We start from the raw sequence: 16,680 nt of genomic DNA, 5'->3' as shown, positions 1-16,680 counted from the left end.
ATCCTCAACTCGCCCTCCCCAAATACTCTGCTGTCACGGGCTATGTCAAGTAACGACGGATAGATGAAGAAATATGATCGTTAGCTATTTAGTATAGGGTGATACAGAATTCCTGTTTGTACAAATGGTGCAATCCAAAAGGCATAGACCATTGGATTGATAGTTGACGAATTTAGATGAGTCCGGCTATACGAAGTCGGGGGTTGAGGATGGGGGAATTATCTATTGAAGATTTGTTCCGCTAAAACAGGGACTTAAAACCAAAGCACTATTGCATCTAAAATTCTCGCATCTAAAATCGGCCCGGTCTTCCCTGAAAATTGCTGAGTATGAGAAGGTACAACTAACGTGATCAAAAAAAGTTTAACGATCGGCATCATCGCCCTGTGGCTGTTAAGCGTACCGCTGACGGACAATGCCTTAGCTCAAGCTGCTGATGCAGCACCTGCAGCGGTGGCGCCTAATCCGATCGACACCGGCGATACGGCCTGGATGTTGGTCTCCGCAGCACTGGTATTGCTAATGACACCGGGGCTGGCGTTTTTCTACGGGGGACTGGTGCGATCGCGCAACGTCCTCAACACCATGATGATGAGCTTAGTCATGATGGGACTGATCGGCGTCACCTGGACGCTGTGGGGCTACAGTTTGGCATTTGACGTTTCCACTCCAGCGTCCGAAGGCTTTGGGCAAGGGATCGAAAGCTTCATCGGCGGCTTCGACTGGATGTTCTTGAACAACGTCACGGCGGACAAACCAGATCCGATCGGCTACGCACCGACAATACCCCACCAAGTCTTCATGGTGTACCAGATGATGTTCGCCATCATCACTCCCGCACTGATTTCCGGGGCGATCGTCGAACGGGTAACATTTAAAACCTATTTTTGGTTCGTGCTGCTGTGGTCTACCTTCATCTACTCTCCTTTAGCCCACTGGGTTTGGGGTAGAGGCTGGCTGCAGGCGATCGGCTCTCTGGACTTTGCCGGCGGCACAGTGGTACACATTAGTTCCGGTGTCTCTGCGGTTGTCGCAGCTTGGGTAATCGGGCCCCGCAAAGACCACTTGAACAAGCCCCACACCCCCCACAACGTACCCTACGTCTTGCTGGGAATTGGGATGCTGTGGTTTGGCTGGTTTGGCTTCAACGGCGGTAGCGCTTTGGGTTCTGGTTCTTTAGCCACAGTGGCTTTTGTCACCACCATGATTTCAACAGCAGCCGGCGGTTTAACTTGGACAATCGTGGAATGGGTGCTCAGAGGCAAACCGACAGCAGTGGGAATTGCTAGCGGTTTCCTAGCGGGATTGGTGGGCATCACACCTGCGGCTGGATTCGTGCTTCCAGTCGGGGCGCTTTTGATCGGATCGATCACTTCCGTTTGCTGCTTCTTTGCCGTTAGTTTCCGGGCTAAGCTGGGATTTGACGACTCTTTGGATACATTCCCGATTCACGGCGTCGGCGGGACTGTGGGCGCGATTCTGACTGGCGTGTTTGCGACTAAAGCGGTTAACGCTGCCGGAAATGACGGGCTGTTTGCCGGGAATCCGGCGCTAATCGGCACCCAGTTGGTAGGCATTCTAGCTACTTACGTGTTTGCGGCTGCGGGCACTTTTGTGATCCTGAAAATTTTGGGGCAGTTTATGGATCTGCGAGTGCCGTCATCTGCTGAAGACCAAGGTTTGGATATCGGCCTGCACGGGGAAGAAGCTTACGGTGAGGATTTTGCCGGCGGTTTCAGTTCGTTGGAATCTGGTTCTCCTTTTTCGCCGAAGAAAATTTGAAACTATCATAAGACTGACGCACTCAAGCCTGTGAAACCCGGTTTCTTTGTAGATTTATCGGCTCCCAAGCAGATTTTTCTAAGAAACGGGGTTTCTTTGCCGGATTTTGCGCCGAAGAAGGTTGGAAGCTAGGATTGGCAGTCAAAGTCAAAAATACTTGTGTAGCCCCGTTTTGCCGTTGTTGCAGACGGGGTTTTCAAATTTGAGATAGGAATTCTCCAATGGTTCTAAAATCAAAGGTAATTAACCTAGATTGCAACTCGATACCGCATGGATACTAAAGCTTTTAAACGATCGCTCCAACAGTCTGAAAACTACCACCGCAAGGGTTTCGGACACGAAGCTGAGGTAGCTGGCGTGATGCAGACGGCTTATCAAAGCAGTCTGATCCAGCAAATTCGCGACAATAATTACAGGCTCGAACGCGGCGCAGTCACGATCCGGCTGGCTCAGGCTTTTGGGTTTTGCTGGGGGGTGGAACGCGCTGTAGCTATTGCTTACGAGACTCGCCAGCATTTCCCCTCCGAACGGATTTGGATTACTAATGAGATTATTCACAATCCCTCTGTCAATCAGCATTTGCGGGATATGGAAGTTGGTTTTATTGCTGTTGAGAAAGGGCAGAAAGATTTTTCAGTTGTCGATAGCGGCGATGTGGTAATTTTACCGGCTTTTGGGGCGAGCGTGCAAGAAATGCAGTTGCTTAATGATAAAGGCTGCAAGATTGTTGATACTACTTGTCCTTGGGTTTCTAAGGTTTGGAATACTGTTGAAAAGCACAAAAAGAGAGATTGCACTTCAATTATTCACGGTCAGTACAAGCATGAGGAAACTGTTGCTACGAGTTCTTTTGCTGATAAGTATTTGATTGTGCTGAATTTGCAGGAAGCTGAATATGTCAGCAATTATATTTTGCACGGGGGCGATAGGGCTGAGTTTCTTGCTAAGTTTAGTAAGGCTTATTCTGCTGGTTTTGACCCGGATCGGGATTTAGAAATGGTGGGAATTGCTAACCAAACTACTATGCTCAAAACTGAGACAGAGAATATTGGCAAGTTGTTTGAAAAAACGATGATGCGGAAGTTTGGGCCTGAGAGTTTGAACGAGCATTTTCAGAGTTTTAATACTATCTGCGATGCGACTCAGGAACGGCAAGATGCTATGTTGAGTTTGGTTGAGGAAAAGTTGGATTTGATGCTGGTGATTGGGGGTTTTAATTCTTCTAATACTACGCATTTGCAGGAAATTGCGATCGACAAAACTATTCCTTCTTATCACATTGATTGTGCGGAGCGCATTTTACCGGGAAATCGGATCGAACACAAGCCTTTGGGGGGAGATTTGGTCGTAACTGAAGGTTGGCTGCCGGATGGTAAAATTGTGGTAGGCGTGACTTCTGGTGCTTCTACGCCTGATAAGGTTGTTGAAGATACGATCGATCGCATTTTGGCGATGAAAGCCGCTGCGGTTGCCTAATTATATCGTTTCCGCTGGCATCGGAATAATCATTTTTCGAGTGCAGTGCGATCGTCTGGCTATGTTTGCGAGGCAGACGCTCGATCGCGCTCGCAAACATAGTATTATTCCGATGTTACCGGATTTGATATTCAACTAATTTCAACCAATTAATGCTCGGCTTTTACCCGCTCGCTTGCATTTCTTATAATATTCACCCGCGCGATCGCCTCTGTGAATTTCTCCCCTGCGTCCAACGAATTAATTTTTAAATAAAATATTAAAAATTAGCCTTTTTTTGGGGTAAAAAGCTTGACGTGGCTGGCTCGATAATGTATTATTTAATAATGGGAATAGTGCCAAAATTTAAATTTATCTCACCACTCCCATTATCTAAAATATACCCCAAAAATCCACTTAAGTCAACAGGTAAAAACTCTTTTCTTTGCGCCGCGATTTGAAACTGTGAAAGCAGCATAATAGATGCAACAAAACATGGTGAATAAAGCTTTGTTAACCATCCTAGATCGTGTGGTGGCTGCCTGAATCAGGCGATGTAAGAAAGCGATTTCTTACATCTCCGACTTAAGGGGGATGCGAGGAGGAGCGTGGCTAAACGAAAGACAAGATCGATCGCACATTTGATCCTTAAATTTATAGGCTTTTGCCGCCTGCTTGCACGCGCCAAAAATTCGGATACTCTTAATCCAGCTAAAATAAAAGAAAAAGCAGGAATCGCGTGCCGAGTATGTCATGAAACAATCGCTGACTAGCCAAATCACCGCAGGTATCGGAATGGCCGTGGCGCTGTTGATTTTCAATGCGGCAACTTCCTACCGCAACACTCTCAAGTTACTCGAAAACGAACGCTGGGTGGGCCACACTCACCGAGTTTTAACCGAACTCGAAGCCACGCTTTCCACCTTAAAAGATGCTGAAACCGGAGAGCGCGGTTATTTACTGACGGGAGAAGAACGGTATTTAGAACCTTACAACAGCGCGATCGCCCGCGTCAACGAACAAATAGTCGGATTGCAGCAGCTAACCGCCGACAACAACCGGCAGCAACAGCGCATTCGCGACTTGAAAATTGCGATCGACTCTAAATTAGCCCAACTTGAAGGAACCATCAATCTGCGACGCGAACAAAACTTAGAAGCAGCCCTGCGACGAGTAAAATCCGGTAGGGGAAAGCAAATCATGGGCGACATTCGGCAGCAGATAGCGGTCATGACTGCCGAAGAAACTAAGCTATTGCAGCAGCGCGCCCGAGAATCTCAAGCGAGTGCTAATTTGACAATCCTGACTTTTACTGTTGCCGCTTTAGTAAATTTTCTGTTGATGGTGTTGGTTTACTATTTGGTGAAGCGCGATCGAACTTTGCGCGACAATGCCGAAATCAAGCAAAATCAACTGTTAGAACAGCTAGAACACGATCGCCACTCATTAGAATTAACCGAAGAACGTTTTCGCAGCGCCATTCTCGACGCCCCGCTGCCAATTATGCTGCACGCTGAAAACGGAGAAGTTTTGCAAATTAACTGCGCTTGGACAGAACTCTCAGGCTACCAACACTCAGAAATTCCCACAATTGAAGATTGGACAGAAAAAGCTTACCACAACCGCAAATCTCTAGTGAAAGCAGATATCGATCGACTGCACCAATTAAACGCGCGCATTTCTGAAGGCGAATATATGATTGCCACAGCCAGCGGCGAAAGTCGAATTTGGGACTTTTATTCCGCACCTTTAGGCAAGCTTTCCGACGGCAGAAGTTTAGTAATTAGTACCGCCATTGACGTAACTGCGCGCAAACAAGCAGAAGCAGAAATTCGGATGCTCAACGCTACCTTAGAACGGCGAGTGGAACTCCGCACCACTCAGCTTCAAGCAGCTAACGAAGAATTAGAAGCTTTCGCCTATACCGTCGCTCACGATTTGCGTGCCCCCCTGCGGGGAATGCAGGGATTGGCTGAAGCTTTATTAGAAGATTACCGCGACCTCCTCGACGAACTCGGTCAAGAATACGCCCAGCAAATTGTCAATTCTGGGCAACAATTAGAAGCATTGATCCAAGATTTGCTAGCTTACAGCCGCCTGAGCCGCAGTGATTTATCGCTGCAAGCTTTAGAGTTAGAATCTGCTGTCGCCGAAGCAATTGCTATGGTACAAGCCGACGCTAAATCCATGGGCGCTCAAATCAGTGTTCGATCGCCCTTGCCTGCGGTAATTGCCCACCGCGTTACTTTAGTTCAAGTAATCGCAAATCTGCTCACCAATGCTATAAAATTTGTCGAAGGTGCATCGCCACGGGTGCTGATATGGGCTGAGGAAATTGAGCTGCCTCAAGAGGGAGAGACAAATAGCGGAACAGCGGGAGAATTGGAAAGGGGAAGAGTGGGACAATGGGAGCATTCCCAGTTACTGATTACCAGTCGCGAATTGCCATTCCACATCATCCGTCTGTGGGTAGAAGACAACGGCATCGGTATAGCTCCAGAACATCAAAAACGGATTTTTCGGGTTTTTGAACGGCTGCACGGTATCGAGTCTTACCCCGGAACTGGTATAGGATTAGCTATTGTACAAAAAGGAACCGATCGCATGGGCGGTCAAGTTGGAGTGGAATCTCAATTAGGACAAGGCAGTCGATTTTGGATACAACTGAGGAAGCATGACCCAAACGCAGACGATTTTGCTGGTGGAAGATAACCCCGTTGATATTCTATTAATGCAGCGGGCATTTCGCAATGAGACTTTTGCTAATATTTCCCTGCACATTGTGCGAGATGGAGATGCAGCGGTTTTTTATTTAAATGGTGACGGAGAGTATAGCGATCGCGATCGCTATCCTTTACCCGCGATAATTTTACTAGACTTGAAATTGCCCAGGCGCTCCGGTCACGAGGTTCTGGTTTGGCTGAAGCAGCAGCCGGAACTAAAACGCTTGCCGGTGGTTATGCTTACTTCTTCTAAGGAAACAATTGATGTCAAGCGAGCTTACGATTTAGGGGTGAATTCTTATTTGGTTAAACCGATCGGGTTTGCTTCTTTGTTGGAAATGATGCAGAGTTTTAGGGAGTATTGGCTCAACTATACGGAACTGCCGGAACCTAGAGAATGTTCGGGTTTGTAGTTGCGGTTCCCCGGTTTTTCTTCCTCGTTTTTTCGTTACCAGGCTCTTCGTGGTCAGGAGGAAATTAAGTTTCTAGTCAGAAAGCCCGTCCTCTATAATCTTAAAGGGGCGACCTCCAACATTTTTATAAGCGATCGATCCGCACTCTATCTGACAACCCAATTATCAATTGTTAAAGTGGTACACATTCTGGTAATTGACGATAACCCAACGGATCGGCTGCTCGTCAAACGCGAGTTAGAGCGGCAATTCTCACAATTGCAAATAACGGAAATTTCCGACGATAGATTATTCGGGGAAGCACTGAATCGAGGGGGATTCCATCTGGTAATTACCGACTACCAACTGCGCTGGACGAACGGTTTAGATGTGCTGAAAACTATCAAAGCCAGTTATCCAGAATGCCCGATTGTAATGTTTACGAATACTGGCAACGAAGAAGTTGCTGTAGAGGCGATGAAGTCAGGATTGGACGACTACATTATCAAGTCGCCGAAGCACTACGTCCGCCTTGGCGTTGCGGTTCGCGCAGTGCTCGATCGAGTTGCCGCATGGAAACGAGTCGCCCGACTGGAAAATAAACTTAATTCTCTGCTAGAACGCTTAAATGTCGGAGTTTTTCGAGCTAGTTCCGAGGGGAAGCTTTTGGAAAGCAATCAAGCTTTTTTGCGCTTGTTTGATGCCAGCAATTTAGCAGATGTCCAAGGCATTTATCTCCAGCAATTGTTTTTGCAGCCGCTAGATGCAGGAGAGTCTAGGTCTCAAAATCTCGAAATTACATTTCCTTTGGCAGACGGTCGAGTAAAATGGATTCGTTTTACTCAATATCTCTACAGCGCAGAAGGTGAAAGTACGATCGAGGGATTGGTTGAAGATGTTACGGAACTCAAGCTGGCCGAACTTGCTTTGCGCCAATTTAATGAAACTTTGGAAGACCGAGTGAGAGAGCGTACTGCTGAGTTAGAAGAACTTAATGCACAGCTCGAATCGTTTACCTATTCAGTTTCTCACGACTTGCGCGCTCCTCTGCGGGGAATTTTGTTTTTTGCTGAAATGTTGCTCCAAGATAAAGCCAGCGAGTTGGATGCTACCGCACAGGATTACTTGTATCGGATGACCGACGCTGCAAGTCTGATGAATACTTTAATCGAAAATTTGCTAGAGTACAGCCGCCTCAGCAGGGCTAACTTGCCGCTAAAAGCAGTCTCTCTTAATTTAATTGTGGCTCGCTCGATCGCGCAACTAGAGGCTGAAATTTCCCAAAAACAAGCTCGGATAACCGTTGTCGAACCGCTACCTGCGGTGTTGGCACATCCTCCTACGCTGGTGCAAGTCTTGGCTAACTTGCTCTCCAATGCTATTAAGTTCGTGCAGCCTGGGATAGAGCCGCAGGTGCGAGTTTATGCAGAAGCTGAGGAGGAATATATATATCTTTGGGTAGAAGACAACGGTATTGGTATTGCAGAAGAATTTCATGAGAGGATTTTTGGATTGTTCGATCGCCTGCACGGTCAAGAAGTGTATCCCGGGACGGGAATTGGGCTGGCGATCGCTCGCAAAGGAGTCGATCGGATGGGCGGTGCGATCGGGCTGAAATCGACACTGGGAATCGGTACCCGATTCTGGGTAAAATTGCGCAAGTGCGATTTTTGAAGAAGCAAGTTCGGCAACGACGCAGAGTACAGGATTTTAAAGATGAGGTTGCAGGGAAAAGGTTTTTTAACAGCAATATTCTGCTGTAGCTGAAAGAATCAATCAAACCGCTTCCTCAAACCACAATACAGAAGAAACAAGTAGTATAGTAATAGTTAACCGATCTCTTGCACCGTTCCCGCCAGAGCACGCTTTCTGATCTTTTCTACAACAACTGAATAATTTTTTTTTGTGGGGCACGCCCCTGAAAGGGTGGTTGAGGATATTAGAATCGGTAAGATATAATAAAATAAAAGCAAATACAATCAACTTATTTGCAAGTCTAATTACCTAGCCAAGTAAATATTCAAATGATCGAGATTGCTTAATAACATATTCTTAGATTAAAGATTGTTTGCGCCCATACAAAAAGTAAAAGCCCAATGCTGTCTATTCTGTTAATCGACGACAACCCGAACGATCGCCTGATGATAGATCGAGAACTGAGGAAAACTTTTACCGATTTAGAAATTAAGTCGGTTATTGATATCCCAACTCTCGAACAAGCCCTGACCGCCGGGGGTTTTGACATAGTAATTACCGATTACCAACTGCACTGGAGCGACGGATTAACTATTCTCCAAAAAGTTCAAAGCCGCTACCCAAATTGTCCGGTAATTATGTGTACTGACAGCGGCAGCGAACAAGTGGCAGTCGAAGCGATGAAAGCGGGTTTAAGCGATTACGTATTCAAAGGGCGGCACTTCAAGCGGCTGGCCGGGGCAGTGGGCGAAAGCTTGAAAAAACAGCAGTTGCGCGAGAACTACGCGAAAACGTCGGCGCAGTTGGCAATTTCGGAGGAAAGGCTGAGGTTGGCGATCGAAGCCTCGAAAATGGGAAATTGGGATTGGAATTTATTAAATGGCGAGGTCGTTTGGTCTGAGGGACACGAAGTGTTATTGGGGTTGGAAAAAGGCAGTTTTGGGGGAACTTACGAAGCGTTTTTTGCCTGCATTCACCCGGATGACCAGGCTTCGATCGCCCGGGCTGTTGCCTTTGCTTTAGAAAACAAAATAGAATACCAATACGAATTTAGAGTCATTTGGCCCGACGGCAGCTTGCACTGGATCGCGAGTAGGGGCAAGTTTTTTGATGATGATACCGGTAAATCGGTACGATCGAGCGGCGTGGTTTGGGATATTACCGATCGCAAATTATCGGAAGCCAGGGTGCAAGAAAGCGAGGAAAATTTGCGCTTTGCCCTAGAAGCAGCTAACACCATGGCTTTTACCTGGGATGTGGCATCGGGGGAAGTCCGCCGTTCGTCCAATACCGCAACCCAGATTGGTTTGGGCCCAGACAGCACCTGCGGTACTTTTGAGCAAAAAAAGAATGCGGTGCATCCAGAAGACCGCGAAACCTTTTTGGCAGATGTGGATGCCGCACTCAGCGGGACGGGAGTTTACGAGTCGGAATACCGCCAAATGCGACCCGACGGCTCAGTGATTTGGCTTCACGACAAAGGGCGGGTGGTTTTTGACGCATCCGGCAGACCCTTTCGGCTCTTCGGCGTGGCGATCGACATTACGGATCGCAAACAGTTAGAATACGACCGCGAGCGGGCGTTGGCGCGCGAGCAATCGTATTTGCGCCGCCTGCAAAAGTTAACCTGCGCGTCAGTTGCCATCAACTCCACGCTGTCGGTGGCAGAAATACTTCATTTAGCAGCAGATAGCGCCCGCCAAATTCTAGAAGTCCACCAGGTAGCGGTCAACCTCAACCCTTCCACTAACTGGGATGCGGGAATGAGCAAGTTTTCCATGTCAGAAAAATACGCCGCGTGGCAAGATTACTGCGAAGCGCCAGACGGTACGGGCGTTTACCAGGAAGTTTGCCAGCATCAACGGGCGATGCGCATGACTCAAAGCGAGTTAGAGGCTCACCCGGCCTGGCGGGGGTTCGGCAAGGCTGCGGGCAAGCACCCGCCGATGCGCGGCTGGCTGGCCGTACCGCTGACGACTCGGGACGGCAGAAATCTGGGATTGATTCAGTTGTCCGACAAGTACGAGGGGGAGTTTGCCGAAGATGACCAAAGTATTTTAATGCAGTTGGCTCAGGCGGTGTCGGGGGCGATCGATAATGCCCGGCTTTACGAGGAATCTCAGCAGGCAAACCGCATGAAAGATGAGTTTTTGGCAACTCTTTCTCACGAGCTGCGATCGCCCTTAAACGCGATTTTGGGCTGGGCGCAACTGCTGCGGCAGCGCCGTTTCAGTCCGGCTGCTACTGGGCGGGCTTTGGAAACGATCGAGCGAAATGCTAAATTGCAAACTCAATTGATTGATGATTTGCTGGATATTTCGAGAATTATTCGCGGCAAGTTGACTTTGAATCCTTGTACGGTAAATATGATTTCGATGGTGGAAGGAGCCGTGAATACGGTGCGGCTGGCCGCCGATGCTAAGTCGATCGATTTGCGGTTTGCAATTGTAGATTTGGGCTTGGAGACTGCTGAATTTTCCGAACCCGGGGAGGTTTCTGGCAATCCTAAATCTCAGTTAAATCCGAAATTTTGGGTATCAGGAGACCCCGGCCGCTTGCAGCAAGTGATTTGGAATTTGCTGACGAATGCGATTAAGTTTACGCCGCCCGGGGGGCGAGTTGATATCCGGCTGAAGCGAGTTGATTCGGAGGTTGAGCTGGCTGTTACCGACACGGGAATTGGGGTGGCTGCGAATTTTTTGCCTTACGTGTTTGAGTCTTTCCGGCAAGCGGATGCTGCGATTACTCGCAATTATAGCGGTTTGGGGTTGGGTCTGGCGATCGTCCGGCAGTTGGTGGAACTCCACGGCGGCACGGTTTGGGCCCAGAGTCCGGGACTGGATATGGGATCGACTTTTACTTTCCGTCTCCCTTCGATGCAGGTAAATTCGATCGCCGGCGCTTCCTCGCCGGTTTTGGCTGGCGCTGGTAATTTACTGGGAGTTAAGGTTTTGCTGGTTGATGACGAGGTTGATTCGCGGGAATTTATGAGGTTTGTCTTGGCAGATTCCGGGGCCAAAGTTAGGGCTGCATCGTCTGCTGCTGAGGCGTTTGAGGTGGCTTCGCAGTTCGGGCCGGATGTTTTGGTCACCGATATCGGAATGCCGGAGGAAGATGGCTATTCGCTGCTACGAAGGCTGCGCTCTTTGAACATCAAGGGAGAGAAATTTTGGGCGATCGCTCTGACGGCTTATGCTAGGGATGAAGACCGCGATCGTGCTTTTGCTGCGGGTTTCGATCGGCATCTGTCTAAACCTGTTGCACCCGAGGTTTTGGTAGAGACTATAGTCCAGTTCAGGCAGCAAGCGCTAACAACATAAAAAACTCAATTAATAATTAGGAATTGGTAATTGTGCCCTGCTTTGAGACTGGTTTCTCGATTAGGTGTAACACTTTATTAGTTCGGGTTAATATGCTAAGATATCCAAAAACCACGGTAATTAAGTGGACAAACTTCAGACAGACATAGAGGCAATTTACTCTCAGATTGAGGAATTGCGCCGGGAACGCCAGCAGCTTAGCAATACCGCGATCGTCCCCGCTGGGGATTCGCCCCAAGCGATCGCCGATGCTTACCGCCGTCACGCGAGGGAAACAGCACAAGTGTCGGCAGAAGTCAAGGGGATTGATGATGCGATCGTTGCTCTGTCTGCTCAACTTAATCAGAAACAGCAGCAGTCGGTAAACTTGCAAAGAATCACTCCGATGGAGCAGCAAGTTGAAGAAGGAAGAGCGCTCGCTCAGGGACACGCGGAACGGATTAACGAACTGGCGGCGGAACTGGCGGCGGAAGTGAAGGGACTCAAAGCCATCGCCGACCAAATTAGCCCCAGCTACTGGCAGGTTTATTACAAGCCTTTTATTACTGGTTTTAAGAGTATTTCTGTTCCCTACGTGAGATCGGACGGGGATGTTTGGACTATTGTCAATCGAGTAGTTTAGAGAGGCTGCGGGAACAGAAATAAGAAGCACTCAAGACAATTTTTTTCCTTTTTCCTGTCCCTATTCCTCTACCTCAACCCCGCAGCAGTTGCTTAATAGTGCCGACCAATTCTTGAGGGTGAAATGGCTTGGCGATGTAAGCGTCGGCTCCTTGTTTCATTCCCCAGTAGCGATCGAACTCTTCGCTTTTGCTCGAACACATTACCACCGGCAAATTTTGGGTTTTAGGGTCGCTTTTGAGCCGGCGACAGACTTCGTAGCCGTTCATCCGGGGCATCACGATATCCAGAACGACTAAATCTGGGCGGTTAGCCTTGATTTGCTCTAGAGCTTCTACGCCATCACTCGCTACCGTGACGTTGAGCCCTCTACCTTTGAGCAAGTCGGCGATCATCTCCCGCAGAGTGACGCTATCATCAACAACCATAACTGTACTCATAGAATAATCCCTACCAAGTTTCTGGGTTGAAACGTTTACATTAACGTTTACCTTCAAAGGTGTCTTTTCCTGATTGAGATTGCGCTCTGCTAGATGTAGTTTACCCACTTTTGCTGATTTCTCAATCATTGTCTGAGTAATTATCGCAAAATTAAAGATCCGCGCAATCTCGGTTGACACACGAGGCTCTGTCCGTTAGTCTATCATTTTCTTTCTCAAATGGTACTTTTATCCAAAAATGAGGGTGTAGCTTGGTTGTGGGTTTCCGGTTGAGAACGGTGGCGCTCGGTCGCCTGCATCAACATTTGTCTAATTAGGATTTTTCGTACCTAAAGCAGATAGTTTTTGGTCGTAGAGCGTCTCTAAAACGACCGGGCGCTGGCGGTAGCTGTGACCGGTGTTTTTGCAGCCGTTAGCAACGATTCCCAAGACGGAAGCTCCAGAAATTTTTAATTCTTCTAAAACTTTGCGAACTTGCGATCGGTCTGTTTGCCCAATTTGGACAACCATAATCGTACCGTCTGTGTGAGCTGCGATCAAGTGGGTGTCTGCCAAGCCGGCTAGTGGCGGGGTGTCATAAATCACTAAGTCAAAAAATGCTTGAAATTGCTCCATCAAATAGTGCATTTTTTTGGAAGAAAGAAGCTTGATCGGATCGGGGGGGATTTGGCCGGCGGTGAGTACGAACAAATTGTCTTGGTTCGGGGCTCGCTGAATCGCGTCGTTGAGGCTGAGGTCTGTGGAGATGGCATCGCTAAGCCCGCGCACGTTTGGCAGTCCTAACTTAGCGTGCAGTTGCGGGCAGCGCAAATCTGCATCTACTAACAATACTCGCTGTCCGACTGCTGCTGCGGTGGCGGCCAGGTGCAAAGCTACTGTAGATTTGCCGTCTCCGGCTACGGCAGAGCCGACTAACAGCGATCGAATCGGCCTGCCTGCACTGAGCAAGTGAATGTTCGTGTAGAGCGATCGAAATGCTTCTAAAAATTGATAGTCCAAGTCGCTCAAAATACTTGGCCCGAGCATTGGAGGAGTACGTTGAGCTTCGCGCGGTTCGACAACTTCCACTTTCGAGTTCGATCGAGCCGATGTTAGTTTCCTCGGTCTCGCTGGCGGTCGGCGCTTGACTTTTTTGGTAAACGGAATCACCCCTAGTATCGGCAATCTTGTGGCCATTCTCAGTGATTCTGGAGTGTGGAAAACAGTATTTAGCATCTCTACGAGCAAGCCGACTGCTATGCCCAGCAGACCGCTTAAAATTACTGCCAGCGCTAACTGTTTTTTGGTTTGTTTGACGGTAGCTGTTATATACCTACCGAATTTATCTAGGGGAATTTCCGGAGGATTGATCAGCACCCAGGGTACTTGCTGCTGAGCCGCATCGATCCGCAAGGCTTCTCGTTTTGCCAAGAAGTCCGACAAACTTTTAGTAACTACTTGCAGTTCCCGCTGTAAATTGTCGTATTGTCGGGTTGTCACTGAAAAGTTTCTAATTTTTTGGTTCAGATCATTTTGCAAAGCAGTCATTTCGCGATCGCGCGCTTCAATTTCTTTGATTTGGGTTTCTAAAGTTCCCATCACCACTTCTTTTGCTTGTTTAGTGGCGGTTAACATCAGCTCTTCCCGACTTTTTCGCAGCGCTAAAACAGGCAAACTGTCTTCTCTGTACTGAGCTAATTTCATTGACAATTCGGTGTCTATTTTCTGAATTTGACCTAAGAGTCCGCCGTAAGCTTGTCCTTGGGTCATCAGCAACCCCTGGGGATTATTTTCGTTGAGTAATTTTTCATAGCTTTGGTAGAGGTTGCGCATCCCTTTTAGCTGTAGTCGGATTTCTACTTGCTTGCCCCGAATGCTTTGAACTTGTTCAGACAGTGATTTTCCCTCTAGCTGAGGCTCAAACAAGTTGCTCTGCTGCCGCAGTCTTTGGACTTGCAGTTGCAGAACTTCCACTCTTTGTCGGAGCTTGGGCATCTCCATATCTATAAAATTAATGCCTTGATTAATGCCCGTCAGCCGTTGTTGCAAGCTGTACTCTAGATAAGCTTTAGAAATTTTATCCAATACGCCGTAAATTTTTTTAGGGTCTGAATCTTTGTAGCGAACTTGTAAAATTTTTGTGCCTTGTTGTTTGCCATCTTTTGTGTAGCTGATGCGGCTGATAGACATTTTTGATAGCAGTTCACTATAGTTGATCTTGGGATAAGCAACTCGCAATTCCTTAATCACTGGCTGCATCATTTTGGGACTGCGCAAAATCCTAATTTGGGTTTCGTAGTCTACTAAGCTAATTCCTTCTATATTAATTCTTGCTAAGTCAGCCGCTTGGGTGTTGTTTAATTGTTTGGATTGCAAACCTTCAGCCGTTGCTGGTTCTACTAACAGGGAAAAAGAGCCTTCATAGTCAACAGTTATGCTTTTAGAAGTGGCGAGGATTGCTGTTCCTGCGAGGGCGCTCAAAGCAATGGTGGCTGCTGCCATCACCAGGAAGCGGCGGCGTACCACGCCTAACAGCCAGGACAAGTCTAGCTTTTCTTCCTCTGTCTCCTCGACGAAGTTATCTCTGTAGTTCTGAGCCGAGGAATCCGGCAGTTTGCCGTTTGATTTAGGTGTGAAGGGTTGGTAATCTTGTCTGCTATCCATATTCAGTCTGCGTATTTTTGAGGTTGATATTTTTGAGGTTGATATTTGTGAAGCGGCCGCGTCGCTACTGGGGCATCTTATTTTTTAATTTATTCTAGCCTTGCCAAGAATTATCCACCTCACCAGCCGCGTTCTTACCTAAATAAAAATCGGAAAACGTTTATAAAATTTAACACTCCCGTAGCTGGCCCGACAGGCCCGATTACAGCGTTGAGGCGATCGACAAAATTGACGAGACCCCTGCGAGATACGATAATCATGTCGTTGTTGCGAAGTTGAGGATTGGTTTCTTCGTTAATTCCTTGAGTTAAATTGACTTCGATCGTCCGTTTAGTAGCTGTACCGTCGGTATTGAGGCGGACTAGCTCAACTCTATCTCTTCTAGCTCTGGTATTCTCGTACCCAAAAAATCCTCTGGAAATTAAAGCTTGATTCAGCGTGGCATTAGCTGGGAGTCTCAAGGGATCGAGGGATGTTCTGAGTTCTCCTACTACATAAACGTTAATGCCGGTGGGAGCAAAGTTAGTGGTAGCGAGCACGCCAGCTTCTGCGGGGTTGACGATCGCAGCTTTGGGCACGATGATCGTGTCTCCCTCCTGGAGGATGGTATCTTGAGCGCCGTCGCCGGATTCTAGAAACTGCCACAGGTTGACTGGGATAATTTGTTCGCCTCTTCTGGTGACGCGCCGCACTTGGATTTGCCGGATGTCGGCATCGGAGGTGATGCCGCCGGCTAGCTGAATGGCCCGGATGACGGTGGGGAAACCTTCGCGGCTGAGGTCGTTTGTGGTGTTGCCGCCGATGACGACGTAAGCCCCTGGGCGGGTGACTTGGCCAACGATGGAGATCGATCGAGGTTTTTCTGGGGGTGGCGAAAAGTTGGCCGTCGCAAATTGACGAGCTTCTGCTTGGTTGAAGTTGGCGACTGTGGGAATCACGATTGTGTCTCTGTCTTGCAAAATGATGTCTTGAGAGATGTCTCCTTCTTGCAAGAATTTCCACAGGTTGACGTTGAGCACTTGATCGGGGCCGTCTCGTTGGGGACGGCGGACGCGGATGTTGCGGATGTCCGCGACACCCGTGACGCCTTCTGCGAGTCTGATCGCTTGGGTGACGGTGGGGTACTGGACACTCGGTGAGGCTCCCGGGCCAGGAGTTAGGGTGATGGTGAAGTTTCCGGGCCTGGTGACTTCTCCGATGACGCCGACGTTGAGGGGGCGGGCGGCGACGAGGCTGACTGTGACGATGGGGTCTTTGAGGACGCGGCGGTAGGCGTTGCGGATGAGGTTGGTGGCTTCTACTAATGTGCGACCGCGGATCGAGACCAAACCGATCAGGGGCAGGTTGACTGAACCGTCGGAAAGGACTTCGTAGCCGCGGCTGAGTTCGGGTACTTCGAGTATTTCTACTTGGATGCGATCGCCGCCTCCTAGTTTGTAGCTTTCGGGCGATCGCCTAACGGGTGCAACGGTCTGGGCTTGGTCTGCGCTTAGCGGGATGGGCAGTTGTGCCGGGGTGCTTCTGGGGTCAGCGATGACTGTGGAAGCAAACAAGACCAGACCCACAACCGATGGGGCAATATGTCTTGGAAAATGGGTGTTAACCATAA

The 16,680-nt window shown here is 48.5% G+C and carries 10 protein-coding genes; 7 read left to right on the top strand and 3 right to left on the bottom strand.

The features are described 5' to 3' along the window. Positions 1-348 precede the first annotated feature (348 nt). The 7 genes from QUA54_RS04290 (at position 349) to QUA54_RS04260 (ending at position 11,989) form a co-directional block, all read left to right on the top strand. Positions 349-1,782 (top strand): ammonium transporter, encoded by a 1,434-nt coding sequence (locus tag QUA54_RS04290; RefSeq protein WP_333413510.1) that lies wholly within the window; start codon positions 349-351, stop codon positions 1,780-1,782. A 270-nt stretch (positions 1,783-2,052) separates the two neighbouring features. Beyond that, the gene (locus QUA54_RS04285; RefSeq protein ID WP_333413509.1) at positions 2,053-3,258 is read left to right on the top strand and encodes a 4-hydroxy-3-methylbut-2-enyl diphosphate reductase; all 1,206 of its coding nucleotides are present in this window, start codon (positions 2,053-2,055) and stop codon (positions 3,256-3,258) included. A 732-nt stretch (positions 3,259-3,990) separates the two neighbouring features. Beyond that, positions 3,991-5,949 carry a CHASE3 domain-containing protein gene (locus tag QUA54_RS04280; protein WP_333413508.1) on the top strand — a complete coding sequence of 653 codons (1,959 nt, stop codon included), beginning with the start codon at positions 3,991-3,993 and terminating at the stop codon, positions 5,947-5,949. After that, positions 5,912-6,373 (top strand): response regulator, encoded by a 462-nt coding sequence (locus QUA54_RS04275; protein WP_333413507.1) that lies wholly within the window; start codon positions 5,912-5,914, stop codon positions 6,371-6,373. Before QUA54_RS04280 ends, QUA54_RS04275 begins: the two co-directional genes overlap by 38 nt. Positions 6,374-6,550: 177 nt before the next feature. Further along, positions 6,551-8,026 (top strand): ATP-binding protein, encoded by a 1,476-nt coding sequence (locus QUA54_RS04270; RefSeq protein ID WP_333413506.1) that lies wholly within the window; start codon positions 6,551-6,553, stop codon positions 8,024-8,026. 422 nt (positions 8,027-8,448) lie between these two features. Beyond that, positions 8,449-11,367, top strand: a complete 2,919-nt coding sequence (locus QUA54_RS04265) for a response regulator (protein ID WP_333413505.1) — start codon at positions 8,449-8,451, stop codon at positions 11,365-11,367. A gap of 124 nt (positions 11,368-11,491) precedes the next feature. Beyond that, complete coding sequence (locus QUA54_RS04260; protein ID WP_333413504.1) at positions 11,492-11,989, top strand: hypothetical protein; 498 nt, start codon at positions 11,492-11,494, stop codon at positions 11,987-11,989. A 73-nt stretch (positions 11,990-12,062) separates the two neighbouring features. Here the strand turns inward: QUA54_RS04260 and QUA54_RS04255 are convergent, their stop codons facing one another. The 3 genes from QUA54_RS04255 to QUA54_RS04245 all read right to left on the bottom strand — a co-directional run bounded on the left by QUA54_RS04255 (position 12,063) and on the right by QUA54_RS04245 (position 16,678). Continuing rightward, positions 12,063-12,428: a response regulator transcription factor gene (locus QUA54_RS04255; RefSeq protein WP_039886668.1), complete on the bottom strand. Its 366-nt coding sequence runs from the start codon at positions 12,426-12,428 to the stop codon at positions 12,063-12,065. Positions 12,429-12,737: 309 nt separating this feature from the next. Continuing rightward, a complete protein-coding gene (locus QUA54_RS04250) occupies positions 12,738-15,071 on the bottom strand; it encodes a polysaccharide biosynthesis tyrosine autokinase (protein WP_333413503.1) in 2,334 nt (777 codons plus the stop codon). 134 nt (positions 15,072-15,205) lie between these two features. After that, complete coding sequence (locus tag QUA54_RS04245) at positions 15,206-16,678, bottom strand: polysaccharide biosynthesis/export family protein (protein WP_333413502.1); 1,473 nt, start codon at positions 16,676-16,678, stop codon at positions 15,206-15,208. Between the last annotated feature and the right edge of the window lie 2 nt (positions 16,679-16,680).

This window comes from Microcoleus sp. MOSTC5 (genome assembly GCF_036701825.1).
In the GTDB taxonomy this organism is placed as follows: domain Bacteria; phylum Cyanobacteriota; class Cyanobacteriia; order Cyanobacteriales; family Microcoleaceae; genus Microcoleus; species Microcoleus asticus.
Note: the sequence above shows the minus strand (reverse complement) of the source record. Positions and strands in the feature narration are given on the sequence as shown.

Coding starts and splice junctions, on each gene's coding strand:
- QUA54_RS04285 (WP_333413509.1), top strand. CDS start 2,053: ATGGATACTAAAGCTTTTAAACGATCGCTCCAACAGTCTGAAAACTAC.
- QUA54_RS04280 (WP_333413508.1), top strand. CDS start 3,991: ATGAAACAATCGCTGACTAGCCAAATCACCGCAGGTATCGGAATGGCC.
- QUA54_RS04275 (WP_333413507.1), top strand. CDS start 5,912: ATGACCCAAACGCAGACGATTTTGCTGGTGGAAGATAACCCCGTTGAT.
- QUA54_RS04265 (WP_333413505.1), top strand. CDS start 8,449: ATGCTGTCTATTCTGTTAATCGACGACAACCCGAACGATCGCCTGATG.
- QUA54_RS04255 (WP_039886668.1), bottom strand. CDS start 12,428: ATGAGTACAGTTATGGTTGTTGATGATAGCGTCACTCTGCGGGAGATG.
- QUA54_RS04250 (WP_333413503.1), bottom strand. CDS start 15,071: ATGGATAGCAGACAAGATTACCAACCCTTCACACCTAAATCAAACGGC.
- QUA54_RS04245 (WP_333413502.1), bottom strand. CDS start 16,678: ATGGTTAACACCCATTTTCCAAGACATATTGCCCCATCGGTTGTGGGT.